Annotated in this window: 22 protein-coding genes and 2 riboswitches; of the genes, 12 read left to right on the top strand and 10 right to left on the bottom strand. The window is 70.2% G+C overall.

What is annotated here, in order from left to right; genetic code table 11:
* From pspAB (J4573_RS36265) to J4573_RS36245, 5 genes are all read left to right on the top strand, one after another.
* Complete coding sequence (pspAB, locus tag J4573_RS36265; protein WP_208260598.1) at positions 1 to 570, top strand: PspA-associated protein PspAB; 570 nt, start codon at positions 1 to 3, stop codon at positions 568 to 570.
* 124 nt (positions 571 to 694) lie between these two features.
* Entirely contained in the window at positions 695 to 1,555 is an 861-nt protein-coding gene (locus J4573_RS36260) for a M48 family metalloprotease (protein ID WP_208260597.1), read from the top strand.
* 2 nt (positions 1,556 to 1,557) lie between these two features.
* The gene (gene pspAB / locus J4573_RS36255) at positions 1,558 to 2,142 is read left to right on the top strand and encodes a PspA-associated protein PspAB (RefSeq protein WP_208260596.1); all 585 of its coding nucleotides are present in this window, start codon (positions 1,558 to 1,560) and stop codon (positions 2,140 to 2,142) included.
* A gap of 15 nt (positions 2,143 to 2,157) precedes the next feature.
* Entirely contained in the window at positions 2,158 to 2,958 is an 801-nt protein-coding gene (locus tag J4573_RS36250) for a maleylpyruvate isomerase family mycothiol-dependent enzyme (protein WP_208260595.1), read from the top strand.
* A 118-nt stretch (positions 2,959 to 3,076) separates the two neighbouring features.
* Positions 3,077 to 3,793, top strand: coding sequence for an SIMPL domain-containing protein (locus J4573_RS36245; protein WP_208260594.1), 717 nt, complete (start codon positions 3,077 to 3,079; stop codon positions 3,791 to 3,793).
* Between the two features lie 4 nt (positions 3,794 to 3,797).
* On the opposite strand, the gene nadA is transcribed toward J4573_RS36245, so the two are convergent.
* Positions 3,798 to 4,964 (bottom strand): quinolinate synthase NadA, encoded by a 1,167-nt coding sequence (gene nadA, locus J4573_RS36240; protein ID WP_208260593.1) that lies wholly within the window; start codon positions 4,962 to 4,964, stop codon positions 3,798 to 3,800.
* Positions 4,965 to 5,242: 278 nt separating this feature from the next.
* Here nadA and J4573_RS36235 point away from each other — a divergent pair, with 278 nt between their 5' ends.
* Positions 5,243 to 5,620 carry a HesB/IscA family protein gene (locus tag J4573_RS36235; protein ID WP_208260592.1) on the top strand — a complete coding sequence of 126 codons (378 nt, stop codon included), beginning with the start codon at positions 5,243 to 5,245 and terminating at the stop codon, positions 5,618 to 5,620.
* Positions 5,621 to 5,902: 282 nt separating this feature from the next.
* Positions 5,903 to 6,895 carry a carbohydrate kinase family protein gene (locus J4573_RS36230; protein ID WP_208260591.1) on the top strand — a complete coding sequence of 331 codons (993 nt, stop codon included), beginning with the start codon at positions 5,903 to 5,905 and terminating at the stop codon, positions 6,893 to 6,895.
* Positions 6,896 to 7,060: 165 nt separating this feature from the next.
* Here J4573_RS36230 and J4573_RS36225 read toward each other — a convergent pair whose 3' ends face one another.
* Entirely contained in the window at positions 7,061 to 7,390 is a 330-nt protein-coding gene (locus tag J4573_RS36225) for a sulfurtransferase TusA family protein (protein ID WP_208260590.1), read from the bottom strand.
* A gap of 43 nt (positions 7,391 to 7,433) precedes the next feature.
* Positions 7,434 to 8,573 carry a cysteine desulfurase family protein gene (locus J4573_RS36220; RefSeq protein WP_208260589.1) on the bottom strand — a complete coding sequence of 380 codons (1,140 nt, stop codon included), beginning with the start codon at positions 8,571 to 8,573 and terminating at the stop codon, positions 7,434 to 7,436.
* Between the two features lie 212 nt (positions 8,574 to 8,785).
* Between J4573_RS36220 and ctaC the strand changes: the two genes are divergently transcribed.
* The 4 genes from ctaC (at position 8,786) to J4573_RS36200 (ending at position 13,157) form a co-directional block, all read left to right on the top strand.
* A complete protein-coding gene (ctaC, locus tag J4573_RS36215) occupies positions 8,786 to 9,562 on the top strand; it encodes an aa3-type cytochrome oxidase subunit II (RefSeq protein ID WP_208260588.1) in 777 nt (258 codons plus the stop codon).
* Entirely contained in the window at positions 9,559 to 11,229 is a 1,671-nt protein-coding gene (gene ctaD / locus J4573_RS36210; protein WP_208260587.1) for an aa3-type cytochrome oxidase subunit I, read from the top strand. The genes ctaC and ctaD overlap by 4 nt, the downstream gene beginning before the upstream one ends.
* Before the next feature lie 3 nt (positions 11,230 to 11,232).
* On the top strand, positions 11,233 to 11,643 hold the full coding sequence (locus tag J4573_RS36205; RefSeq protein WP_208260586.1) for a cytochrome c oxidase subunit 4: 411 nt from the start codon (positions 11,233 to 11,235) through the stop codon (positions 11,641 to 11,643).
* A gap of 233 nt (positions 11,644 to 11,876) precedes the next feature.
* Positions 11,877 to 13,157 carry a L,D-transpeptidase gene (locus J4573_RS36200; RefSeq protein WP_243774082.1) on the top strand — a complete coding sequence of 427 codons (1,281 nt, stop codon included), beginning with the start codon at positions 11,877 to 11,879 and terminating at the stop codon, positions 13,155 to 13,157.
* Positions 13,158 to 13,248: 91 nt separating this feature from the next.
* Here the strand turns inward: J4573_RS36200 and J4573_RS36195 are convergent, their stop codons facing one another.
* The 7 genes from J4573_RS36195 to J4573_RS36165 form a co-directional block, all read right to left on the bottom strand.
* The gene (locus tag J4573_RS36195; RefSeq protein ID WP_243774081.1) at positions 13,249 to 14,673 is read right to left on the bottom strand and encodes a M48 family metallopeptidase; all 1,425 of its coding nucleotides are present in this window, start codon (positions 14,671 to 14,673) and stop codon (positions 13,249 to 13,251) included.
* The gene (locus J4573_RS36190; RefSeq protein WP_208260585.1) at positions 14,670 to 15,938 is read right to left on the bottom strand and encodes a hypothetical protein; all 1,269 of its coding nucleotides are present in this window, start codon (positions 15,936 to 15,938) and stop codon (positions 14,670 to 14,672) included. Before J4573_RS36190 ends, J4573_RS36195 begins: the two co-directional genes overlap by 4 nt.
* Before the next feature lie 47 nt (positions 15,939 to 15,985).
* Positions 15,986 to 16,777: a CHAP domain-containing protein gene (locus J4573_RS36185; protein WP_307797172.1), complete on the bottom strand. Its 792-nt coding sequence runs from the start codon at positions 16,775 to 16,777 to the stop codon at positions 15,986 to 15,988.
* Between the two features lie 10 nt (positions 16,778 to 16,787).
* A riboswitch (cyclic di-AMP (ydaO/yuaA leader) is annotated at positions 16,788 to 16,930 on the bottom strand.
* 229 nt (positions 16,931 to 17,159) lie between these two features.
* The gene (locus J4573_RS36180; RefSeq protein ID WP_307797171.1) at positions 17,160 to 17,681 is read right to left on the bottom strand and encodes a C40 family peptidase; all 522 of its coding nucleotides are present in this window, start codon (positions 17,679 to 17,681) and stop codon (positions 17,160 to 17,162) included.
* A gap of 40 nt (positions 17,682 to 17,721) precedes the next feature.
* Positions 17,722 to 17,915: riboswitch (cyclic di-AMP (ydaO/yuaA leader) on the bottom strand.
* 539 nt (positions 17,916 to 18,454) lie between these two features.
* Complete coding sequence (locus J4573_RS36175) at positions 18,455 to 19,417, bottom strand: C40 family peptidase (RefSeq protein WP_208260584.1); 963 nt, start codon at positions 19,415 to 19,417, stop codon at positions 18,455 to 18,457.
* Positions 19,418 to 19,588: 171 nt separating this feature from the next.
* On the bottom strand, positions 19,589 to 19,792 hold the full coding sequence (locus tag J4573_RS36170) for a hypothetical protein (protein WP_208260583.1): 204 nt from the start codon (positions 19,790 to 19,792) through the stop codon (positions 19,589 to 19,591).
* Positions 19,793 to 20,043: 251 nt separating this feature from the next.
* Positions 20,044 to 21,309: an NYN domain-containing protein gene (locus tag J4573_RS36165; RefSeq protein ID WP_307797170.1), complete on the bottom strand. Its 1,266-nt coding sequence runs from the start codon at positions 21,307 to 21,309 to the stop codon at positions 20,044 to 20,046.
* Between the two features lie 212 nt (positions 21,310 to 21,521).
* On the opposite strand from J4573_RS36165, the gene J4573_RS36160 reads away from it, so the two are divergent.
* Entirely contained in the window at positions 21,522 to 23,300 is a 1,779-nt protein-coding gene (locus J4573_RS36160; RefSeq protein WP_208260582.1) for a DEDD exonuclease domain-containing protein, read from the top strand.
* The last annotated feature ends 21 nt before the right edge of the window (positions 23,301 to 23,321 follow it).

Here is a 23,321-nt window from a genome sequence, read left to right as displayed (position 1 = left end):
GTGGGGTTCCTCGACACCCTGCTGGGCCGGTCGAAGCCGGTCAAGCCCGATCTGGACCGGCTGTTCGGGCTGTCCACGGCGGCGCTGACGCTGGAGGCCGGGGCGGGGTTCACCCCGACCGGCCTCGGCTCGGTGTGCTTCCGGGCCGCCGAGGGCGGGGCGTTCGCCCAGATCCAGAAGGACGTCCAGGAGCTCCTGGACTCCGACGACGGCCCCGACGTCGAGCTCAGCACCGACTCCTACGGCTACACCTGGCTGCTGGTCAAGAAGGACCCGTCCGACGTCGTCGGCCTGGTGACCGACCTGCACGCGGTGAACGCGACGCTGGAGGCCAACGGCTTCGGCCCGCACCTGCTGTGCTCGCTGGTCGGCTTCAAGGGGCCTGAAGGGCAGCGGCTGGCGCTGGTCTACCTCTACAAGCGCGGCACGTTCTATCCGTTCGCCCCCCAGCCCGGAGACAAGCGCGACAACGCGCTGGAGATCCAGGCGCGCGGCGCGGTCGGCGCGGATCTGCCGTTCGAAGAGGACCTGGGCCGCTGGTTCCCCGTTTGGGGTGCACCGGGGCTTTAATTCCCCTTTCTGCGTCTTAAGGCACCGAATTCCGGAGTCACGCGTCTTACCTTTCGTCCATGGCCCCTGCCGCCGGGGCCTCGACGGCAGGGGGTTCGCGTTGGAATCCGGTCTGACCTCACGCATGCTGCTGACCATGGCGCTGCTCGGCGTCGCCTACGGCGCGCTACTGGTCCCGTTCTTCATGATCTCCACGCTCTGGGGATTGGTCGCGGCCGGCTGCGTCGCCGCCGCGCTGGCCGCCCAGTACTTCTTCGTCGACGGCCTGGCGCTGCGGGCCGTGGGCGGGCGCGAGGTCACCGTTGACCAGGAGCTGGACCTGCACGTCCTCATCGACCGGCTGTGCCTGTCGGCGGGTCTGCCCAAGCCGCGCGTGGCGGTGTCGGAGAGCGACGTCCCGAACGCCTTCGCGGCGGGCTGCCGCGGCGCGGGCGCGGTCTGCGTCACCCGCGGCCTGATGCGCCGCCTGGACGTGCACGAACTGGAGACCGTGGTCGGCCACGAGCTCGGCCACCTCGCGCACCGCGACTCGACGGTCGCCATGATCGCCCTGTTTCCCGTCATGCTCGCCGGACTGATCCTCGGTTTCGGTGCGCGGCTGGCGGCGGGCGGGGGCTTCCTCCTCGTGCTGCTCGCGCCGGTCCTGCTGCCCCTGATGCTGATCTCGGTCGTGGTGTACCCGTTCGGCCTGCTGCTCGGGCTCGCGCTGTCCCGGCACCGTGAGCTGTGCGCCGACCGTACGGGCTCGTTGTTCACCGGCCGCCCGGGCGCGCTCTCCTCGGCCCTGGCCAAGCTCACCGAGGCGATCGAGGGCGCCAAGCTCGGCGAGGTCCGGCAGCTCAGGCCGGTGACCGCCCTGGCGATGCTGCCCATGCGGGTCGGACGCCTGGACCTGCTGGCCCTGCTGTCCACCCATCCCGTGCTGGAACGGCGGCAGAAGCAGCTCGACATGGTCGGGCAGCGCCTCGCCTCCGGAAAGGGCTGATCATGGGATTCCGTACGGTCCTGCTCGGCCGCCGCGAGCCCGCCAAGCCCGACCTCAACCGGCTGTTCGGCCTCGCACCGGCGGCGCTGCCCCTGGAGGCCGCCACCGGCCTGACCCCGACCGGCGTGGGGGCCGTGTGCTTCCGCGGCGTCGAGGGCGGTGCGTTCGGCGCGTTCGCCCGTACGCAGCGCGAGCTGGAGCGGCTGCTCGGCCTCGGACGGCCGGGCGCCGTCGCCACGCTCGAGTACGACGCCTATGGCTTCGGATGGGTCGTCGTTCGCCGCGAGCCCGACGACCTGGACAAGCTGGTCATCGACCTGCACGTGGTCAACTCCACCCTGGAGGAGGGCGGTTTCGGGTCCTACCTGGTCTGCTCCTACATGGGCTTCCGGGGCTCGGGGCCCTACCGTCTCGCGCTCGTCTACGCCCACCTGAGGGGGACGTTCTATCCGTTCTCCCCGAAGCGCACGAGGCGCCGCCGCAACGAGGATCTCGAAGCGCGGGCCGAGGAAGCGCTGGTGGGGGAGTTGCAGCTCGAACCAGACCGCGCCAGGTGGTTCCCGCTCTGGGACGCGCCGGGCCTCTAGGCGATGATGGGCGCCATGACGGGAGAGCACTGGACCCACGATCGCTACTGCGACGCCGCCGAGGCCGAGATCGGGCGCTTCGCCGACGTGCTCGCGGACGCCGACCCCGACGCCCGCGTGCCGACCTGCCCCGACTGGTCGGTCGCCGACCTCACCCGCCACCTCGGCGGCGTGCACCGCTGGGCGGCCGGCAACGTACGGGAGCTGAGCGCCCGCCGGATGGGGCTGAGGGAGCTCGGCGTGAAGTTCCCCAAGGAGCCGATCGAGCTGCTGCCGTGGTTCGTCGAGGGCGGCGCCGAGGTGATCGCGGCCCTGCGCGCCACCGACCCGGACGCGCCCATGTGGGCCTGGGGCGCCGACCAGCACGCCCGGTTCTGGTCCCGGCGGATGCTGTACGAGACGGCCGTGCACCGCGCCGACGCCGAGTTCGCCGTCGGCCGGGACCCCGAGATCGCCCCCGACGCGGCCGAGGACGGCGTGGACGAGCTGCTGGCCAACCTGCGGCACGCGGCGGTGTTCTCGCCCAAGATCGGCGAGCTGGCGGGGAACGGCGAGATCGTCGCGTTCACCGCCACCGACTCCGGCGCCCACTGGAGCTTCGAGCTGACCGCCGAGGGGTTCTCCTGCGGCCGCAAGGGCGGCGAGGGCGGCGAGGGTCGTGACGGCGGCGGACCGGCCGACGCGGCGGTGCACGCGCCGATCGCCGACCTCTACCTGTTCATGTGGGGGCGGCGGAAGCTGGACGACCCGCGTCTGACGATCTCCGGCGACGACGCCCTGCTGGTCCGCTGGGCCGAGCACACCGCGATCATGTGATCTCGCGCCGCATGCGTTCTCGCGGCGGCATGTGATCTTGCATTCGTTCGCCTGCTCCTGACCGCGCCTTGGCCCGCAACCCGCAGGTCAGGGCGGTGTCCGGTGATCGAATGACGCCATGATCAGACGACTCACGGCGGCGGCCGCGGCCGCCCTGCTGCTCACCGCGGCGCCCCTGCCCGCGTCCGCGCAGGCGCGCGCGACGCCGGGCGCCGAGGACCGGCTGGAGGTCTCCGGCGAGGGCCGGGTGCCGGTGAAGCCCGACATCATGTACGTCCGTTCCGGCGTCGAGGTGCGCCAGGCCAAGGCCGGCGACGCCTACCAGGCGGTCGCCAAGGCCGCGACCCGGCTGGTAAAGGTGATCACCGACTCGGGCGTGGCGGCCAAGGACATCCGCACCGACGAGCTGTCGGTCCAGCCCGAGTACACCGACGAGCAGCCGGGCAAGCCGCGCGCGATCTCCGGCTACCTGGGCACCGAACGGATCTTCGCGACGGTCCGGGACCTGCCGAACGCCCACGTCACCCTGAACGCGATCATGGCGGCCGGGGACGACGTCGAGCTCGACAGCGTGACCTTCGACAAGGACGACTCGTCCGCCGAGCTCGCCGCCGCCGAGAAGCTGGCGTTCGCCGACGCCAAGGCCAAGGCCGTCCAGCGGGCCAAGATGATCGGCCGGAGGCTGGGCCGGGTGATCACCATGAGCGCCTCGACGGTCGACCCGATCCCGATGCACTTCATCCCGAAGGCCGCGATCGCCGAGGCGAACGGCAACCTGAGCCCGGGCGAGGGCGTCGCCCGGGTCTCGGTCAGCGTCACCTACGCACTGCTCTAGAGGGTTACGGCAGGGCCAGCATCTGGTCGAGGGCCTTACGGGCGTAGTGGGCCGTCTCCTCCTCGACCTGGATCTGGTTCACGACCTCGCCGCGGGCCAGGGCCTCCAGGGACCAGACCAGGTGCGGCAGGTCGATGCGGTTCATGGTCGAGCAGAAGCACACGGTCTTGTCCAGGAACATCACGTTCTTGTCCGGGTGCGCGTTCGCCAGCCGCTTGACGAGGTTGAGCTCGGTGCCGACCGCCCACGACGAGCCGGTCGGCGCCGACTCCAGCGCCTTGATGATGTACTCGGTCGAGCCGATCTGGTCGGCCGCCAGCACCACCTCGTGCTTGCACTCGGGGTGGACCAGCACGTTCACCCCGGGCACGCGGGCCCGCACGTCGTCCACCGACGCCTTGCTGAAGCGGCCGTGCACCGAGCAGTGCCCCTTCCAGAGCAGCATCTTGGCGTCGCGCAGCCGCTGGTGGGTGAGGCCGCCGTCGGGGCGGTGCGGGCTGTAGGTGACGCAGTCGTCCAGCGAGAGGCCCATCTCCAGCACGGCCGTGTTGCGCCCGAGGTGCTGGTCGGGCAGGAACAGCACCTTGGAGCCCTTGGAGTAGGCCCAGTCCAGGGCCCGCTTGGCGTTGGACGAGGTGCAGACCACCCCGTCGTGGCGGCCGACGAACGCCTTGATGTCGGCCGAGGAGTTCATGTACGTGACGGGCACCACATCGTCGGCGATCCCGGCGTCCTCCAGGACCTCCCAGCACTCCTCGACCTGGTCGAAGGTCGCCATGTCGGCCATCGAGCAGCCCGCCGCCAGGTCCGGAAGCACGACCCGCTGGTGGCCGGCGGTCAGGATGTCGGCCGACTCGGCCATGAAGTGGACGCCGCAGAACACGATGTAGGGGGCGTCCGGGCGGGCGGCGGCCTGCTGGGCCAGCTTGAACGAGTCGCCGGTCACGTCGGCGAACTGGATCACCTCGTCGCGCTGGTAGTGGTGGCCGAGCACGAACACCTGGTCGCCGAGCGCGGCCTTGGCGGCCTTGGCCCGTTCCACGAGTTCGGGGTCCGAGGCCGGCGGAAGATCGCCGGGACAGTCGACGCCGCGCTCGCTGGCCGGGTCGGCCCCGGAGCCCAGGAACAGCAGCGGAAGATCACGCAACGGGGTGGTCACGGGCGTGGTCACGGGAGTCTCCCCTCGTGCGACGGGGACTTATCGTCGCTTTGACGACTAATACTCGCACACATATCGGGATGTTCACCCCGGCGACCCCTCGCTGTGACGCAGACCGCACTCTTGAGGGGTTCAGAGCCCGGGCTCAGTGAAAGACTGGGAATAAGCGGAATGAGGACCGTGCGAGGTACGTTGTCCTGAGAACGAGGCGCGTGACGTCTCACTGAACGGCACGGACATGCGACGAAACCGCCGCGCCAGCGGCGCAGCGAGACCCAGGAGCTGAACACATGACGGTTTCAGGCGAGACGAGCACGCAGGAGACCACGCAGGAGACCACGCAGCAGGGCATCGTCATCACCGATGCCGCCGCCGAGAAGGCCAAGGGCCTGCTCGAGCAGGAGGGCCGCGATGACCTTGCGCTGCGTGTCGCCGTGCAGCCGGGCGGCTGTTCGGGCCTGATCTACCAGCTCTTCTTCGACGAGCGCGAGATGGACGGGGACCAGGTCCAGGACTTCGACGGGCTCAGCGTCCGCGTGGACCGGATGAGCGCCCCGTACCTGACCGGCGCCACGATCGACTTCGTGGACACGATCGAGAAGCAGGGCTTCACGATCGACAACCCGAACGCGTCGGGCTCCTGCGCCTGCGGCGACTCGTTCAACTAAGCGGCACGCAACCAAGCGGCACGCAACCAAACGGCACGCAACCAAGCGGCACGCAACCAAGCGGCACGCAACCAAGCGGCACGGTTCGCGGCGGCGGGGAGCTCCCATCCCCGCCGCCCGATCGGCGATTCGGACGGCCCGGAAGATTCTCTCCGGGCCGTTCGACTTGTGCGGCCCTCGTTCGCCGCTCCAGCGATGGCAAGTAGGCTTGCCCCCTCACCTGCTTGGGGTGACGAACAGCCGGCACACAGCCGGACGCCACCGACGAGGAGAGCGACTCCCGTGCGCATCGCCGTAACCGGCTCCATCGCGACCGACAACCTGATGACCTTCCCCGGCCGCTTCACCGACCAGCTGATTCCCGACCAGCTCGACCGGGTCTCGCTGTCGTTCCTGGTGGACGAGCTGGATATCAGGCCCGGCGGCGTCGCCGGCAACATCTGCTTCGGCATGGGCAGCCTGGGCAAGGCGTCCATCCTGGTCGGCGCGGTCGGCGCCGACTTCGCCGACTACCGGTCCTGGCTGGAGCGCCACGGCGTGGACACCGCGTCGGTGCACGTGTCCGAGCTGCGCCACACCGCGCGGTTCCTGTGCACCACCGACGAGGACCAGAACCAGATCGCCACCTTCTACGCGGGGGCGATGAGCGAGGCGCGCCGCATCGAGCTGCAGCCGGTCGCCGATCGGGTCGGCGGCCTGGACCTGGTCCTGATCAGCCCGAACGACCCCGAGGCGATGCTGCGGCACACCGACGAGTGCCGCTACCGCAAGATCCCGTTCGCGGCCGACCCCTCGCAGCAGCTCGCGCGCATGGGCTCCGAGGACGGCGACGACGTCCGGCGGCTGATCGACGGCGCCGCGTACCTGTTCACCAACGAGTACGAGAAGGCGCTGGCCGAGGAGAAGTCCGGCTGGACCGACGCCGAGATCCTGGACCGGGTTCAGGTGCGGATCACCACCCTGGGCGCCAAGGGCGTCGTGATCGACCGCAAGGGCGAGGAGGGGCTGCACGTCCCCGGCGTCAAGGTCGACAAGGTCGTGGACCCGACCGGCGGCGGCGACGCGTTCCGCTCCGGCTTCCTGTCCGCCATCGCCTGGGGGCTGCCGCTGGAGCGCGCCGCCCAGGTCGGCAACACGATCGCCGCCCACGTTCTGGAGGTGGCGGGCCCGCAGGAGTACACCCTCACCAACACCGGCTTCCTGAGCCGCCTGTCGGCCACCTACGGCGCCGACGCGGCCGCCGAGGTCCAGCCGCATCTGGCCTGCGCCTCCTGACCGAGCACGCAGCGGGCTCAGCCCGCACGCGAGCGCGCTACCTGAGCGGGGAACCGACGCCGTAGGCGAGGCTCCCCGCGAAGACGGCGAAGCCGTGTCGCGCTCGCCGCTTTTACGGTTTCGGCCCCGAGCCGCCAGGCTCGGGGCCGAAGGCCGTGAAAGCTTTTAATAACAGCGTCTGATGTGGAAGCCCCAGCCGCCGTGGGGGAGGGTCTCCTCGCGGACGAAGTCCTGCGACTTCATCCGGCACCAGGCGGGCACGTCGGTGCGGGCGGCCACGTCGTCGGCCAGCACGGCGATGACCTCGCCGACCGGGACCTCGCGGAGCCGCTCGGCCAGCATGATGATCGGGATCGGGCACTTGCGGCCCAGCGCGTCGATGACCAGGACCGGGGGCGGCCCCGCGGGACTGGCTGCGGGCTCGGGCACGGCGCCGCTCGCGGCGCCGCCGGCGCCGTCCCGTGTGCCGGCCTTGGCGCGGCCTCGGAACCTCATGGGCGCACCCGCCTCCCTGTCCGTGTCGTGTCGCTGCGGGGGATCATGGCGTGGTCACTCCGGCGCTGCGGCGCAGCCGGGTGACGGCATCGGGAAGCACGGCGAGGAAGCGGTCGACATCGGTCGAATTTGCTCCACGCGGCAGCGATACCCGCACGTTGCCATGGGTAATCACCCCCATCGCCTCGAGTACGTGACTGGGACGCAGCGTATCCGCCGTACATGAACTTCCTGAGGAAACCGCGAAACCCAGCCGGTCCAGTTCGGTGAGAAGGGCCTCACCCTCGACGTACAGGCAGGAGAAGGTGACCAGGTGTGGCAGCCGCTGCACCGGGTGACCGACCACCTCCACGTCGGTGATGGTGCGCGGGACCTGGGCACGGATCCGGTCGACCAGCGCCGACAGCCGCGGGCCGTCGGCCGCCATCTCGCCCCGGTAGGCCTCCAGCGCCGCCGCGGCGGCGGCCGCCCCGGGGACGTTCTCGAAGCCGGGGACGCGGCGGCCCTCCCGCTCGTCCTCGGGCAGCGGCGAACGCCAGCGGACGCCCTTGCGGATCACCAGCACGCCCACCCCGGCGGGCCCGCCCCATTTGTGGGCACTGGCCGCCAAAAGTGACCATCCAGGCTGAATGTCCATTCGGCCGGCCGTCTGCGCGGCGTCCACGAACAGCGGGACCCGTGCCGCCCGGCAGATCTCGGCCACCTCGGCGACCGGCTGCACCGTGCCCACCTCGTGGTTGGCCGACTGCAGGCACGCCAGGGCGGTGTCGGGCCGCAGCGCCGCCGCGAACGCCGCCGCGTCGACCTGCCCGGAACGGTCCACCGGCACCGTGGTGACCTTGCCGCCGTCGCGTTCGTGCATCCCGGCCGCGTGCAACACGCTGGAGTGCTCGACCGCGCTCACCACCAGATGGCGCCCGACACGCCGACGGGCGTGCAGCCCGCCGAGAATCGCCAGATGCGCCGCCTGCGTGCCCGAAGAGGTGAACGACAGCTCGTCCGGCCGGACGCCCAGAACCCCGGCGACCTTGGCCCTTGCCTGGTCAAGGAGCATGCGGGTGCCGCGCGCCGCGCCGTACAGCCGGGCCGGATCGGCCCAGCCGTGCTCCAGGGCCGACAGCAGCGCCGACCGGGCCGCGGGATGCAGCGGCTCGGTCGAGGCGGCGTCGAAGTAAGCGGTCATTCAGCGATGTCCCCCCGCGTTAGCCACGCCAGAAACACTAACCGGGCACCCAAGCGGGGGTCTCGCGGACCCTCGCGCTAATGTGTCCATCGCACGTGTAACAACTGATCTCACCGCCCGGAAGTTCCCGGGCTTCACATCCGTGGGGAAGGCATTCCGTGAGTCCGACCCGCTCTGGAGAGCGGCGTACGCCTGTGCGCACCCGCCGCGCCATGAGAAGCGCCGGTGCGCTGGGGCTGCTGGCGATGACCGCCACCGCCTGCAGCGGCGAGGCGTCCCGCCTCGGCATGCCCGAGCCGATCAGTGACCAGGCCGAGCGCATGCTGAAGCTCTGGCAGGGCTCCTGGATCGCCGCGTTCGCCGTCGGTGCCGTCGTCTGGGGCCTGATCATCTGGGCGGTGCTCTTCCACCGCAAGCGCTCCGACGACCTGCCGCCGCAGGTGCGCTACAACATGCCGATCGAGATCCTCTACACGGCGGTCCCGTTCGTCATCATCGCGGTGCTCTTCTACTTCACCGCCCGGGACGAGACCTACGTCGAGAAGACGACGAAGAACCCGGCGGTCACGGTCGAGGTGACCGGCTTCCAGTGGAGCTGGCAGTTCGACTACAAGGAGAAGGACGCCACGGGCGCCGAGAAGACCGTCGCCTCGGTGGTCGGGACCCCGGTCGCGCCGAACGCCCCGACGGGCGCCAAGCCGGTGCTGACGATCCCGGCCGGCAAGACGGTGCGGATCCGCCTGAAGTCCAACGACGTCATCCACTCGTTCTGGGTCCCGGCGCTCCTGTACAAGAAGGACATCATGCCGGGCTACGACAACGAGTTCGAGTTCACGGCGCGCAAGCTCGGCACCTATGAGGGCCGGTGCGCCGAGCTCTGCGGCGTCGACCACAGCCGGATGCTCTTCCAGATGCAGGTCGTGACGCCCGAGCAGTACGCCAAGTTCATCGCCGATTCCAAGGCCAAGGCAGCGGGGGGTGCACAGTGACAACGATCAGCAAGCCGCCGAGCGCCCCTCAGGTGGCGCGCACGTCCAAGGGACGTCTGATCGCCAACTGGCTGTCGTCCACGGACCACAAGGTGATCGGGTACCTCTACCTGATCACGTCGTTCGTGATGTTCCTGATCGGCGGCGTCATGGCGCTGCTGATGCGGGCCGAGCTCTACAAGCCGGGCCTGCAGATGTTCAGCAACGAGCAGTTCAACCAGCTGTTCACCATGCACGGCACGATCATGCTGCTGATGTTCGCGACGCCGCTGTTCGCCGGCTTCGCCAACGTCATCATGCCGCTCCAGATCGGCGCGCCCGACGTGGCGTTCCCGCGCATGAACATGCTGGCCTACTGGCTGTTCCTGTTCGGCAGCATCATCGTCATCGCGGGCTTCCTCACCCCGGGCGGCGCGGCCAGCTTCGGCTGGTTCGCCTACTCGCCGCTGTCGGACGCGGTCCGCTCGCCGGGCGTCGGCGGTGACATGTGGGTCATGGGCCTGGCGATGTCGGGCTTCGGCACCATCATGGGCGCCGTCAACTTCATCACCACGATCCTGTGCATGCGCGCCCCGGGCATGACGATGTTCCGGATGCCGATCTTCACCTGGAACATCCTGCTCACCTCGATCCTGGTGCTGCTGGCGTTCCCGGTCCTGGCCGCCGCGCTGCTGGCCCTGGAGGCCGACCGCAAGCTCGGCGCGCACGTCTTCGACGCCTCGCACGGCGGCGCGTTGCTCTGGCAACACCTCTTCTGGTTCTTCGGGCATCCGGAGGTCTACATCATCGCGTTGCCCTTCTTCGGCATCGTGACCGAGATCCTCCCGGTGTTCAGCCGCAAGCCCGTGTTCGGCTACATCGGCCTGGTGTTCGCGACGATCACCATCGCGGGCCTGTCGGTCACCGTGTGGGCGCACCACATGTTCGTGACCGGCCAGGTGCTGCTGCCGTTCTTCTCGTTCATGACGTTCCTGATCGCGGTGCCCACGGGGGTGAAGTTCTTCAACTGGGTCGGGACCATCTGGCGAGGACAACTGACGTTCGAATCGCCGATGCTGTGGTCCCTGGGCTTCCTGGTGACCTTCCTGTTCGGCGGTCTGACCGGCGTCATCCTGGCCTCGCCGCCGATGGACTTCCAGCTGTCGGACTCCTACTTCGTGGTGGCCCACTTCCACTACGTCGTCTTCGGAACGGTCGTCTTCGCGATGTTCGCGGGCTTCTACTTCTGGTGGCCGAAGTGGACCGGCAAGATGCTGAACGACCGGCTCGGCAAGGTGCACTTCTGGATGCTGTTCATCGGCTTCCACGGCACGTTCCTGGTCCAGCACTGGCTGGGGGCCGAGGGCATGCCGCGCCGGTACGCCGACTACGCCAGCACGTTCCAGGGGCTGAACCAGTTCTCGTCGATCTTCTCGTTCATCCTCGGCGCCTCGATGCTGCCGTTCTTCTACAACGTGTACATCACGGCGAAGAAGGGCAAGCGCGTCGAGGTCGACGACCCCTGGGGCTACGGTTCGTCGCTGGAGTGGGCGACCACCTGCCCGCCGCCCCGGCACAACTTCAACTCGATCCCGAAGATCCGTTCCGAGCGGCCCGCGTTCGACCTGCACCACCCGCACGTGGGTGCCAAGGGCGAGCTCACCGGCTCGGGCGCGAAGGGGGAGTAGCCGATGCGCGTACAGGCCTTCATGTTCTACGGGTGCGCGGTCTTCTTCCTCGCCACCGACATCGTCTACTGGCTCTGGTCGGGTGACTGGACCGGCACGACCGCGCTGGCCCTGTCGATCGGCCTGGCCGGCCTGATCGGGTTCTACATCCACTTCACGGTCCGCCGGCTGGAGAAGGCCAACGACGGTCCGCTGTACGAGGACGACCCCGAGGGCGACATCGCGGACGCGGCCGGCGAGCTGGGCTTCTTCAGCCCGCACAGCTGGTGGCCGCTGTTCCTCGGCCTGTCGGCGGCCACGGTCGCGCTCGGCGTCATCTTCGGCTGGTGGATGGTGCTGCTCGGCGCCGCCGCCGTCATCATGAGCTCGATCGGGCTGGTCTTCGAGTACTACCGGGGGCACTTCGCCCACTGATCGGCCGGTGGCCGCCCACCGATCGGCCACTGATCGGCAAAGAAACCCCAAGGGGGCCGGTGTTCGCGAGCGCGCGAGCACCGGCCCCCTTCATAATGGTCCGCGTTCGCGCGTGCACTGTGCGAACACATTCGCATGCGTAACGTGACCGGGGGGTTTGTGCGGTGCAGGTCTGCGTCTCAGGAACGGTGGGGCGCGGACGACGCGCGACCGCCGTGGTCATAGGGATCTCATTGACGGCGGGGACGGCCGCCGGCTGTTCGGAGAGCGGGCTGACCGACGGCAAGGACGCCGTCCAGCTCGCGCTCACGCCGAGCGACGGAACCGGGGCGCTGCGCCCCGACAGCGCGATCGGCATCGCCGCCCAGCATGGCACGATCGAGGACGTCACCGTCAGCACCAAGGGCAACGACGTCGAGGGCGAGCTCAGCGCCGACCGCAGCCACTGGAAGTCGCGCTGGACGCTGGACCCGGGCGCCAAGTACAAGGTCACCGTCACCGCCCTCGGCAAGGACGGCAAGACCCAGACCGTGAGCAGCCACTTCACGACGGCGAAGGTCAAGTCGTCCCAGAAGCTGGAGAGCGCGGTCGAGGCGCCCGACCCGAAGGAGACGGTCGGCGTCGGCATGCCGATCATCCTGAACTTCGAGCGGGAGGTCGCCGACAAGGCCGCGGTGGAACGGGCGCTGGAAGTGCGTTCGTCCAAGCCGGTCGAGGGCGCCTGGCACTGGTTCAGCAACCAGCGGGTGGTCTTCCGGCCGATGAAGTACTGGCCCCGGCACACCAACGTGAGCCTGCGCGCGCACCTGAGCGGCGTGCGGGCGGCCAAGAGCCTTTACGGCACGGGCAACGAGCTGCTGAACTTCCGCGTCGGCGACGAGCACATCGTGAAGGCGAGCGCTAAGTCGCACCAGATGTACGTGAAGAAGAACGGCAAGACGGTCCGGCACATCCCGGTCAGCATGGGCATGGGCGGGGTCACGAAGTACACCACCACCGACGGCAACCACCTGACGATGGACAAGGAAGACGTCGTCGTCATGGACTCCTCAACGGTGGGCTGCGGTCCGGGCTGCCCGGGCTACTACAAGGAGACCGTCTACTCGGCCGTGCGGATCTCCGACAGCGGCGAGTACGTGCACAGCGCCCCGTGGTCGGTCGGGTCGCAGGGCTACGACAACGTCAGCCACGGCTGCGTGAACGCCAGCCCGAGCAACGCCCGCTGGTTCCTGAACTTCGCCTACCGCGGCGACCCGGTCAAGATCACCGGCACCAGCCGGATCCTGGAGCCCGACAACGGCTGGGGCTTCTGGCAGATGAACTGGAAGGACTGGGTGAAGGGCAGCGCCCTCAAGCAGACCATGATGTCCGGGCCGCAGGGCATGACCCCGGCGCCCGCCGCCCCGGCCGTACCGCCGGCCCCGGTCGCACCGTCACCGTCGGCGTCCACGTCGAAGAGCCCCGCCACCAACACCGCGCCCGACGCCCCGGGCCAGAAGCCCGAAGCAGGCTGACAACGCCCCGAGAACGTCCTGGAACGTTGTTACGTGAACGGCCCCGAAGCGAGGAATCGCTCGGGGCCGTTCTCATGCGTGCGGGGGGGGCTCAGCGGCCCTGGACGAGGGGAGGGGGCTCGGTGACGTGGTGCTGCCGTGCCCAGTCCCGCGCCATCGCGATCCGTTCGGGGCCTGCCGGGTGCGTGAGCCAGAGCAGGTATTCGAGCTCGTTCGGCGTGAGGTCGGAGATGTTGCGGACCGACAGCTCGTGCTGCATCTGGGTGAACGTCACCGGGTCGCGGGTCAGGTCCAGCGCGTGCGCGTCCGCGCGGGCCTCGATGTGGCGGCTGATGAGGTTCTGTACGGGGGTGCCGATCTGGGTCGCCACCGTGATCAACGCCAGCAGCAGCGCCACCGACAGCGGGTCGCCGAGCCTGCCGCCCGCCGCGGCACGCCGCCTGAGCGCCGGAGAGGTCAGCAGGAGCTGCAGGAGGCAGATCGCCCCGGCGACGCCCAGCGCCCCGATCAGCGTGCCCCACAGGACGTCCTTGTGCTTGGCGTGACCGAGCTCGTGGGCGATGATCGACTCGATCTGCCGCGGCGGAGTGGACTTCAGGAGCGTGTCGTACAGCACGATCCGGCGGGTCGAGCCGAAGCCCGACACGTAGGCGTTCAGCGCGGTGGTCCGGCGGGAGGCGTCGGCGACCAGCACGTCCTTCACAGGGACGCCGTCGCGCTGCGCCATCGCCAGCAGGTCGGTGCGCAGCTGCCCCTGCGGCAGTTTGTGGAACTTGTTGAACACCGGCTCGACGGCCACCGGGTAGATGAACGAGACCGCCACGACCAGCGCGAACCCGGTCACCGCGGCGCCGGTCCACCAGTAGCGCGGGAAGCGCCGCATCAGCGCGTACAGCAGCAGGAGCGCCACCGACCAGATCACCCAGGTCACGGCGAGGGACTTGGCCTGGTCGATCAGCCATTCGCCCCAGTTCTGCGTGGACAGCCCGTACCGCCGCAGGATCGACTCGCTCCAGATGTCGAACGGCAGCCCGACCAGCCGCAGCACGGTGGTGAGCACCAGCGCGGCCCCGACCACGCGCAGCGGCCAGCGCCGCACCCGGGCCGTCGACCAGCCGATCAGCCGCGAGCCGAGCGGGGTGAGGCCGAGGACCAGCACCGCCACCAGGCCGATGATCAGGCCCAGGTAGGCCGGCGGGTTGATGGCCGAGTCGAACGCCTGGGACCGCGCGATCTCGGCGTGCGTGAAGTCCAGCTTCGGGTCGGGCTTGACCTCGCCTCCGGGCACCGAGCCGGGCAGCGGGTCCCAGGGTGTGGTGAGCGCCAGGACCACACCCACCGCCGCGAACAGCAATGCGGCCGCGATCGCCGCGGCGACGCGAGGCCGTCGCATGTCCGTGGACTCGGTGGCCGCCGTGGTCTCTGTGGTTTCCGGCGACCGGTCCTCTGCCTGCTGATCCTCTGGCGAGCGCTCCTCCGGCGAGGCCGCCGCCTCGCCCGTGTCCCCGCTGCTCATCGGAGCTCCTTCTGGAGGTAGTCGCGCCACATGGAGGTGAAGCGCGCCGGAGTGACGTCGAGCACCTCGCGCAGGGCGGTCGCCTCCGGGCGCCGTCCGGCGGCCCGGTAGAGCCGAACGAGTGCGGCTTCACCGTATCGGTCCGCGACCATGCGGCAGGCCAGCCAAGCCTCCTGGTAGGCCTGTGAGAGCCGGGGAGAGTCGCCCGCGAAGGCATCCTGCCCGGGCAGTGCCGTGGGCAGCCGGCCGGTGGTGACCTCACGGCGCAGCTCGCGGGCCGCCGACCGTACGCCCACCTTGGCCTTGCGGTAGCCGACGTAGTCGGCGAAGCCCTCGATCAGCCACAGCGGGGTGCGGTCGTCGCGGGCGCCGCCGGTGGCGACGTGGGTGAGCTCGTGGGTGAGGACGACGTCGCGGCCGAGCTCGTTCAGGCGGCCGAACGTGCCGGGGGAGATGAGCACGCGGTCCTCGCCCCGGCCGCCCGTCGCCGACGGCGCGACCGTGGCCAGGGCGGCGATCTCGCCGAGGTCCTGGTCCTCGCCCGCCATCGCGGTGGCGAGCGCCGGATCGTTCGGTACGAGGGCCACCGCGCGGCGCGACCAGCCCTTGCCGACGACGGCGGTGACCTTCGGGACGTCGGCGTCGAGGCGGCGGGCGAGCTCGTCCAGGTGCGGCGCGTCGCCGATCACCAGGCAGCTGCGGCCCTTGTAGACGGTCAGCGGGCCGCCGTCCCAGATGTCGGAGTCGTCGCGCAGCCCGTCGCCGGTGCCGTCGCCGGTGATCACCCAGGTGCCCGCGCGGGGGGCGAACGCCAGGTAGCGGGTGCGGCCGACCAGGCCGCGGTCGAAGCCCTTGAACCCGTAGCGCAGGCTCACTTTGACGATCGAGGTGCCCGTCTGGTCGGCCTGGAAGGTCTCCTGCCAGTCCTTCAGCGGCAGCTTGGCCAGGTTGTCGAACTCCTTGGCCTGCGCGGTCTGGAAGGCGGCCGGGGCGGAGGCCACGGTGGCCAGGAAGCCGATCCGGTCGTGCTCGCGTACGGCACGGGCCCGGTTGGCCAGCACGGCCTCGACGGCGCTCCGGGCCGGGGCGGCCCGGCCGGAGGCGCGCACGGGCGCGGTCGCCTGGGCGGCCGGGGCGGACCGGTGGTCGCGGGTCGCGGCGACGCCGACGCCCGCGAGCAGGCACGCGCCGGTCGCCAGGCCGATCAGCGCGACGGCCCGGCGGCGCTTGGCGGCGCCGGGCCGGTCGGGCTGCTCTTGCTCCATGCGGCCGATCCTATTTTGATGCGGCCCCGATGACCGGGCCGAGCGGCTCAGTTCGCGTAGTCGGGGTACCCGTAGCCGACGACCTGGTCCTCAGAACGCTCCCGGTTCATGACCGAGTTGTCGGTGTTGCCCTCGACCGTCTTGATGGTGCCGTCGCCCTCGTCCTTGACCACCATGCCGACGTGCTCGATGTCGTCGATGCTCTTTGAACCGCCCCAGTTGTAGAAGACGATCGCGCCGGGCTTGGGCTTGTCGCCCCAGCGGCCCTGCTCCTCGAACCACTTGGCGTGCGCGACGGTCCAGGCGTCGAAGCCCATCTGGTCGTTGAAGCCGAGCTTGTCGCCGATCCACGAGATGAACATGGAACACCAGGCGGCGTCCTTGTACTCGCCGATCGAGCCGCCGTCGCGCTGGACGGTCTCCTTGGCGCGGCCGGTGGAGCTGTACCAGTCGGCGAACTTGGTCTCGCCGTTGCCGTCCTCGGACGTTCCGACCTGGGACTCGGCCAGCTTGATCGCCTGGGCCGCGGTCGGCCTCTTGGGCGCGGGAGCCGGGGAGGCGGGGGAGGCGGGCTTGGCCGAGGCGGACTCGGCCCTGCCCGACATCTGCTGCGGAACGTCGTGCGGCGCCGGGGTCTTCTGGCTCTTGGAGGGAGCGGCGTTCACGTTCATCGCAGCGGCGGCCGCGGGGGGCTTGGCCTGGGCGGGAACGCCGCCGGGCGCTCCCACCGCCGCCTGGGCGGTCGCGGCGGCCGTACCGATGACGACGGCGCCGGCGACCAGGCCGCCGGTGGTACGGACCGTGATGGTGAGCGGTCCGGGCTTTCGGTGCTTGCCCACGAGGGGATCTCCTTGGCTTCCATGCCGCCTACCGGGTTAGCTGACGGGTTCGGGCGTGGAAGCTGCCCTACGGCCTGCTCAGAGGCCGATTCACCCCAAAGGAACGTGTGGTTCCCCGGCTCCGCGTGACCGCGGACTCGGCGGGGCCGTCCAGGGGGGCCGGACGGCCTCAGACGTATGAGAAGAAGGCGAGACCGCTCGCGGGAGGGGAGATGCGAGGGGACCGCGAGGGTCTCGCGAAGTCGTTGAGGGGGGAGGAGGGGGGAAGGCGCGGCCGCCCACGGGGGCGAGGCGGCCGCGCCTGGTTCTGGATCCGCCCTTGGATCAGTAGATCCACGCTGGATCAGTAGACCCGGCCTGGATCAGTAGATCCGCGCTTGGATCAGTAGGGGCGGACGGCGCCCGAGAAGGTCTTCTTGCGGTAGCTGTTGAGCTTCTCGATCTTCACGTGGCTGCCCGAGTGCGGGGCGTGGATCATGTAGATCTTGTTGCCCTTGTGCTTGGTCACGATGCCCACGTGGCCCTTGCCGTGGAAGAAGACCAGGTCGCCCGGGGCGAGGTGCTTCCAGGAGACCTTGTTCTTCACGGCGCTGTACTGCGGGCCGGTGACGCGGGGCAGCTTGACCCCGGCCTTCTTGTAGGCCCACTGGACCAGACCGGAGCAGTCGAAGGAGTTCGGGCCGGCCGCTCCGTAGCGGTACGGCTTGCCCTTCTTCTTGTAGGCGTACTTGAGCGCCTTCTGCGCAAGCTTCTGGCGCTGCGACCAGGACTTGTGCTTGGCCTGCTTGACGACCTTGGAGACCGGAACGGCCTTGGCCGAGGCCTCAGCAGTGGGGGTGGTCGCCGTCGCGATGAGGGGCGTCATCACCGCGGTGGCGGCGACGAGGCCGCCGGTGACGCGCACGCGACGAGTGGTGCTGCTGACAGCGTTGCTGGACAGGGGTATCTCCTTCTTCCAGACGCCTACCGGGTTAGCTGACGGGTTCGGACGTGGAAGTCGACCTACGGCGTGCCCCGTTCGAGGGTTCGAGGGGAGAGGCGCGCCGATTCACCCCGGGACGGTGCCGGTCCAGACGAACTGGACACCGGCCTTTGGGTCCCCGGCTCCGCGCTGCGGCGGACTCGGCGTTGCCGCTGCGATCCTTGGGCGCGATGAGGCCCGTGCGCGGGACCCTGATGTCCCGCGTGCGAAAGAGCGGCGCTGATGTTGTTTGGTCAGGAACGGCCCAGACGGGGCACGTTCCGCGGCCGGCGCCCGTGAGAAGACCGCTGTGGCGCGCTCTCAGCGCCATGCACGCTGTCGGCGTGCGCACGGTGCGGCCGGGCCGGCCGGTGGCCTCCGGGGGAGACCGGCGCGGCGCGTGGAACGCGTCGCGCCTCTGCGGCACCTGGACGGTGTCGCGAGGGGCGGCACGTGGAGGGTGCCGCCGGCGGCACCTGGGGAGTGCCGCGGGATCGGCGCTTGGAGGGCGCCGTCCGGGGGTGCGGCAGGGACTGCCGCGCGGTCATCAGCCCAAAGGGGGCAATGAGACCGATGCGGCGTCTGGGGGACGCCGCCAGGCCACAACGTACCAAACGGTCATTGAATTGCAAACCACCGGCAAAATGAACAACGGACCAGGTCAGACCCGGTCCGTTGATCGAATCGGCCGCTGTGGGCAGCCTGAGGGGGGAGTGCTACGGGCGCGTGGCCCCGTAGAAGTTCGACAGGTAGTAGCCCGAGGTGATGCTGGTCACCTCGACGGAGGCGCCGGTGTGCGGCGAGTGGATCATCTTGCCGCCGCCGACGTACATGCCGACGTGCCCGAGGTTGCTGAAGAACACCAGGTCGCCGGGCTGCAGGTCGCTCTTGGCGATGTGCTTGGTCGCCGCGTACTGGGAGTTGGTGGTCCGGGTGATGCTGACCCCGGCGGCCTCCCAGGCCCGCATGGTGAGCCCGGAGCAGTCGTAGCGGGGGCCGGTGCCGCCGTACAGGTACGGGGTGCCCAGCTTGCTGTAGGCGAAGTCGAGCGCCTTGCGGGCGTTGCCGCTGGCGGGACCGTTGTAGGTGCCGCCCCGGGGCCCGGAGCCGCCGCTGTCGGCCTTGATGCCGAGCTTGGCGAGCAGCTTCTTCTGCTGCTTGATCATGGCGTCGACCTTGGCCTTCTGGCCCTTCAGGTCCTTGGCCTTGCCGTTCACCTCGTCGAAGGCGCTCTGCGCCTGCGCCTGCTCGCGCCGGACGCGCTGCGCGGCCGCCACGAACTGGTTCAGGTCCGCCGAACGGTTCTCCGACAGGTGCGAGAAGATCGACGACTGGTCGAGGATCGTCTGCGGGTTGTCGGCGCTCAGGAAGCCCGGGACGTCGCCGTTGTCGCCGTTCTTGTAGGCCTGTGCGGCCATCTGGGCGACCTTCTGGCGGAGCGTCTCGAACGAGGCCTGCTCGGTGCGCGTGGCCTTCTGGGCCGCCTGCAGCTTGCGCCGCGCGACCTTGAGGTCCTCGCCGACCTGGTTGTACTTCTCCACCAGGTGGTCGACCTGGTCGTTCAGCTTGTCCAGCTTCTTCTGGACAGACGCCGCGGTGGGCTTCGGGTCGGCGTGAGCCGAGCCCACCGGGAGCAGCACGATGCTGGAGGTCGTCACGGTCAGGCAGGCCGTCGCCATCAGACGGCGGGAGCCCCCGCGCCTTGCTCGATCACTGGCCACGGTCGGATATGCCCCTCTCGTCCGCTTCTATCAGCGGATGACATTAGCGATGGGGCAACACCAGTCACAACCGAATCGGCAGTATTCGCAAAGCTCGTCCGGCTTTCGACACTATCGGCGACTACATGATCACGAGGCGCGGCCACGCCGGTGCGCCAAGCGCAACGGCGGCACCATGTCGAGATCGGCCAGCACCTGAAGCGCCCGCCGTTCCTCCTCATCGATATCGACCTCCCCCGCGGGCGCCGTGGCCGGTGCCGCCAGCAGCGTGGTCACCACGCAGTCGCCGCACCCCGTACCGCGCACCTGGCACCCGTCACAGTCGATCAGCATCCCGTCCTCCTCATGAGTCGCGTGACCCGAACGTGACGCACAGTACGGAAGGGGTCCGACAGAATCCCGAAACCCCGGCAGCACAGGGCTTTCCGCCGGGACAGCCGAGCGTCCAGGAGGGCGGCATGTGCACGCGAGCGCGCTTCCTGAGCGGGCGACGAGCCGGAGGCGAAGTCGTCCGCGAAGATCGCGAAGCGATGTCGCGCTCGCCTCTTTCGCGGGTGTGACCGCCGAGCCGCCAGGCGAGGGGGTCACACCCGCGAAAGGCGACGAAGGAGCAAAGAAGACACAGCGGGGCGGGCGTTGGCCTTGCGGGCGGCGTCGGCTACCTCGCGGTCGGAGGAGACGACCACCACGGCGCGGCCGGAGGGTTCGGCGCGGACGAGTTCGCCGATGAGCTCGTCGGCGGTCTGGCCGGGGTGGCTGAACAGGACCCGTACGCCGCGGGGGGCGCCGATCGCGACCGGGGCGTCCAGTTCGGCGCCGTCGAAGACGCAGGTGACCTCGGCCTTGGTCTGGGCGACGAGGCCGCCGAGCCCAGACAGGAGGCGGCGGCGCTGGTCGGCCAGCGGCAGCTCGCCGTAGCCGGTCTTGGTGACGTTGTAGCCGTCCACGACCAGGTGGACCTGGGGGAGCGTGAGCAGCCGGTCGAGCAGCTGCGGGTCGTCGTCCGACAGGGCGCGGCCTGGGAGGTTGCGGTGGGCGAGCTTGTCGGGCTCGACGCCGCCGACCGCGTCCGCGGGCTTGGCGATCATCGTGGGCAGGGCGAGCTCGCGCCGTACGCCCTGGGCCGCGTCCACCAGCGTGTCCAGCAGCATGCGCAGCCGCACGTCGTCGACGTTGCGGCCCTCGCGGGCGGCGCGCCGGGCGGCCTCGGCGGTCGCCTCGGCCTGGGCGAGCTTGCCGCGCAGCTTGCGCATCTCCTTGTCGGAGGCCGCGGTGGACTCGCGGGCGGCGGCCAGCTCTCGTTCGGTCTCCTCGGCCAGGGCCTCGGCGCGTTCGTGCGCGGACTTGGCCTTGATCCGCGCCTCGTGCACCTTGCGGCGCAGCTCGGCGATCTCGGCCTTGGCGTCGCGCAGCTCCGCGCGCAGCTTGTCGGTCTCGGCCGAACGGGTCGTACGGGCGGCCGCGAGTTCCTCCCTCAGCGCGGCGATCTTGCGTTCGGCGGCCTCGCCCTCGGACACGCTCGCGGAGCGTTCCAGCTCTTCACGGGCCGCTTCGACGAGTCCCGTCCACCCTTCGGGCCGCAGCAGATAGGCGATCACCGCCACCCGTACCGGATCGGCCGCCGGGGGCAGCTCACCCGCCTCGACCGCCGCCACCAGGTCGGGTTGGGACTCGCGGAAGGTTTCGGCGACGCGGAGCCGGAAGTCCTCGTCCTTCTCCAGCAGCGCCGCGATCGGCTGCCCGGCGAGCTTGGCCCGCTTGCGCCGTTCGAACTGGGCGAACCGGCGCAGCGGTACCGGGACCTCGGCCGCGGGGAGCGTGCCGATCAGCTCGGCCGCGGCCTCGACCACGCCCTGGCGTACGGCCTCGGGCAGAGGCCGCGCCAGGCGCTCCTGAGCTTCGGGGCCGCCGTCGATGATCCCGCTCCTCCCAGGCCGTTACCGCCGTTCGCTGAGTATTTCCGGGCGCACGATGCCTTAACCAGCAGAAACGCCGAATGCCCGGATCTGCCACAACCCTAGCGCTCCGTAGTCTGTCGGTGGCGTCCTCTACGGTCCCCGACATGGCCCGCAGCACCAACCCCGCCCACCCCGATCGGCCTTCCGCACAGGGGGTGCAGGGGACGTTCGAAGATCTCGGGACCCATCTCGCCGACGTCACGTTCGTGGTGGTGGACCTGGAGACGACCGGCGGCGCGGCCGCCACCGACGCGATCACCGAGATCGGCGCGGTGAAGGTCAGCGGGGGATTGGAGCTGGGCGAGTTCGGCACGCTGGTGGACCCGGGCGGCCCGATCCCGCCGTTCATCACCGCGCTGACCGGGATCACCCAGCAGATGGTGTACGCGGCGCCCAAGATCGACTCGGTGCTGCCGGCGTTCCTGGAGTTCGCCCGCGGCTGCGTGCTGGTGGCCCACAACGCCCCGTTCGACATCGGGTTCCTCAAGGCCGCCTGCGCCGAGCAGGGCTACGCCTGGCCCACGTTCGCCGTCGTCGACACCGCCGACCTCGCGCGCCGCGTGCTCACCAAGGACGAGGTGCCCAACTGCAAGCTGAGCACGCTGTCGCGCTTCTTCCGTACGGCCACCGAGCCCTGCCACCGGGCGCTCGCCGACGCCAAGGCCACCGTCGACGTGCTGCACGGTCTGATCGAACGGCTCGGCTCGTTCAACGTGACCTCGCTGGAGGAGCTCAAGTCGTTCGCCAAGGCGCCGACGCCCGAGCAGAAGCGCAAGCGCCACCTGGCCGACGACGTGCCGAGCGCCCCCGGCGTCTACCTGTTCGAGGACGATGGCGGCGAGGTCCTGTACGTCGGCAAGAGCGGCGACTTGCGCACCCGTGTCCGCAGCTACTTCACCGGCTCGGAGACGCGCTGGAGGGTCCGCGAGATGGTCGGCCTGGCCGAACGGATCCGCACGATCGTCTGCGCGACGGGCCTCGAAGCCGAAGTACGGGAGCTGCGCCTGATCGCCGCCCACAAGCCTCGCTACAACCGGCGTTCCAAGCATCCCGAACGCGCGTTCTGGCTCAAACTGACCGTCGAGCCGTTCCCCCGCCTGTCCATCGTCCGGGAGTGCCGCGACGACGGCGCCGTCTACCTAGGCCCGCTGGGGTCCCAGCGCCAAGCCGAGGAGGCCCGCGCCGCGCTGCACGAGGCCGTCCCCCTGCGCCAATGCTCGCAGCGGCTCACCCTCCGGCTGATCGAACGCGGCGGCGCCCGCAGTTGTCTCCTGTCGGAGATCGGCCGCTGCGGCGCCCCCTGCGAGGGCCGCGAACCCGCCGCCGCGTACGCCCTGCACGCCGAATCGGCCCGTTCGATCATGGAGGGCGACGTACGCCCGGTCGTCGCCGCCGCCCAGGTGCGCATCGACCGCCTCACCGTGGGCCTGCGCTACGAGGAGGCCGCAGCCCAGCGCGACCGCCTGGCCGCGTTCGTCCGCGCCGCCGCCCGAGGCCAGCGCCTGACCGCCCTGGCCCGCTGCTCCCAGCTGGTGGCCGCCCGTCCCGCCTTCGACGGCGGCTGGGAGCTCTCAGTGGTCCGCTACGGCCGCCTGGCCGCAGCCGGAACGATCCCGCCCGGCGCCCACCCGCGCCCCTACGTGGACGCTCTCATCGCCACCGCCGAGACCGTTTTCCCCGGCCCCGGCCCCTCCGGCAGCGCCACAGCCGAGGAGATGGAATGCATCCTGCGCTGGCTCGACGCGCCCGGCGGCCGCCTGGTCGAGGTGGACGGCGAATGGTCGTGCCCCCTGCACGGCGCCGAGGGCCTGCGCGAATGGATCGACAACGCCTACGTCCCGGCCGAGCCTGAGGGCCGGGGCGCCGGACGCCCACTAAGGTGAGGCGGGAGGAACCGGGGCAAT

The sequence above is a fragment of the Actinomadura barringtoniae genome (assembly GCF_017573505.1).
Taxonomy (GTDB): Bacteria; Actinomycetota; Actinomycetes; order Streptosporangiales; family Streptosporangiaceae; genus Spirillospora; species Spirillospora barringtoniae.
Note: the sequence above shows the minus strand (reverse complement) of the source record. Positions and strands in the feature narration are given on the sequence as shown.

Coding starts and splice junctions, on each gene's coding strand:
- J4573_RS36205 (WP_208260586.1), top strand. CDS start 11,233: ATGCGCGTACAGGCCTTCATGTTCTACGGGTGCGCGGTCTTCTTCCTC.
- J4573_RS36245 (WP_208260594.1), top strand. CDS start 3,077: ATGATCAGACGACTCACGGCGGCGGCCGCGGCCGCCCTGCTGCTCACC.
- J4573_RS36195 (WP_243774081.1), bottom strand. CDS start 14,673: ATGAGCAGCGGGGACACGGGCGAGGCGGCGGCCTCGCCGGAGGAGCGC.
- J4573_RS36190 (WP_208260585.1), bottom strand. CDS start 15,938: ATGGAGCAAGAGCAGCCCGACCGGCCCGGCGCCGCCAAGCGCCGCCGG.
- J4573_RS36260 (WP_208260597.1), top strand. CDS start 695: ATGCTGCTGACCATGGCGCTGCTCGGCGTCGCCTACGGCGCGCTACTG.
- J4573_RS36235 (WP_208260592.1), top strand. CDS start 5,243: ATGACGGTTTCAGGCGAGACGAGCACGCAGGAGACCACGCAGGAGACC.
- ctaC (WP_208260588.1), top strand. CDS start 8,786: ATGAGAAGCGCCGGTGCGCTGGGGCTGCTGGCGATGACCGCCACCGCC.
- J4573_RS36250 (WP_208260595.1), top strand. CDS start 2,158: ATGACGGGAGAGCACTGGACCCACGATCGCTACTGCGACGCCGCCGAG.
- J4573_RS36160 (WP_208260582.1), top strand. CDS start 21,522: ATGGCCCGCAGCACCAACCCCGCCCACCCCGATCGGCCTTCCGCACAG.
- pspAB (WP_208260596.1), top strand. CDS start 1,558: ATGGGATTCCGTACGGTCCTGCTCGGCCGCCGCGAGCCCGCCAAGCCC.
- J4573_RS36220 (WP_208260589.1), bottom strand. CDS start 8,573: ATGACCGCTTACTTCGACGCCGCCTCGACCGAGCCGCTGCATCCCGCG.
- J4573_RS36175 (WP_208260584.1), bottom strand. CDS start 19,417: ATGGCGACGGCCTGCCTGACCGTGACGACCTCCAGCATCGTGCTGCTC.
- J4573_RS36170 (WP_208260583.1), bottom strand. CDS start 19,792: ATGCTGATCGACTGTGACGGGTGCCAGGTGCGCGGTACGGGGTGCGGC.
- J4573_RS36225 (WP_208260590.1), bottom strand. CDS start 7,390: ATGAGGTTCCGAGGCCGCGCCAAGGCCGGCACACGGGACGGCGCCGGC.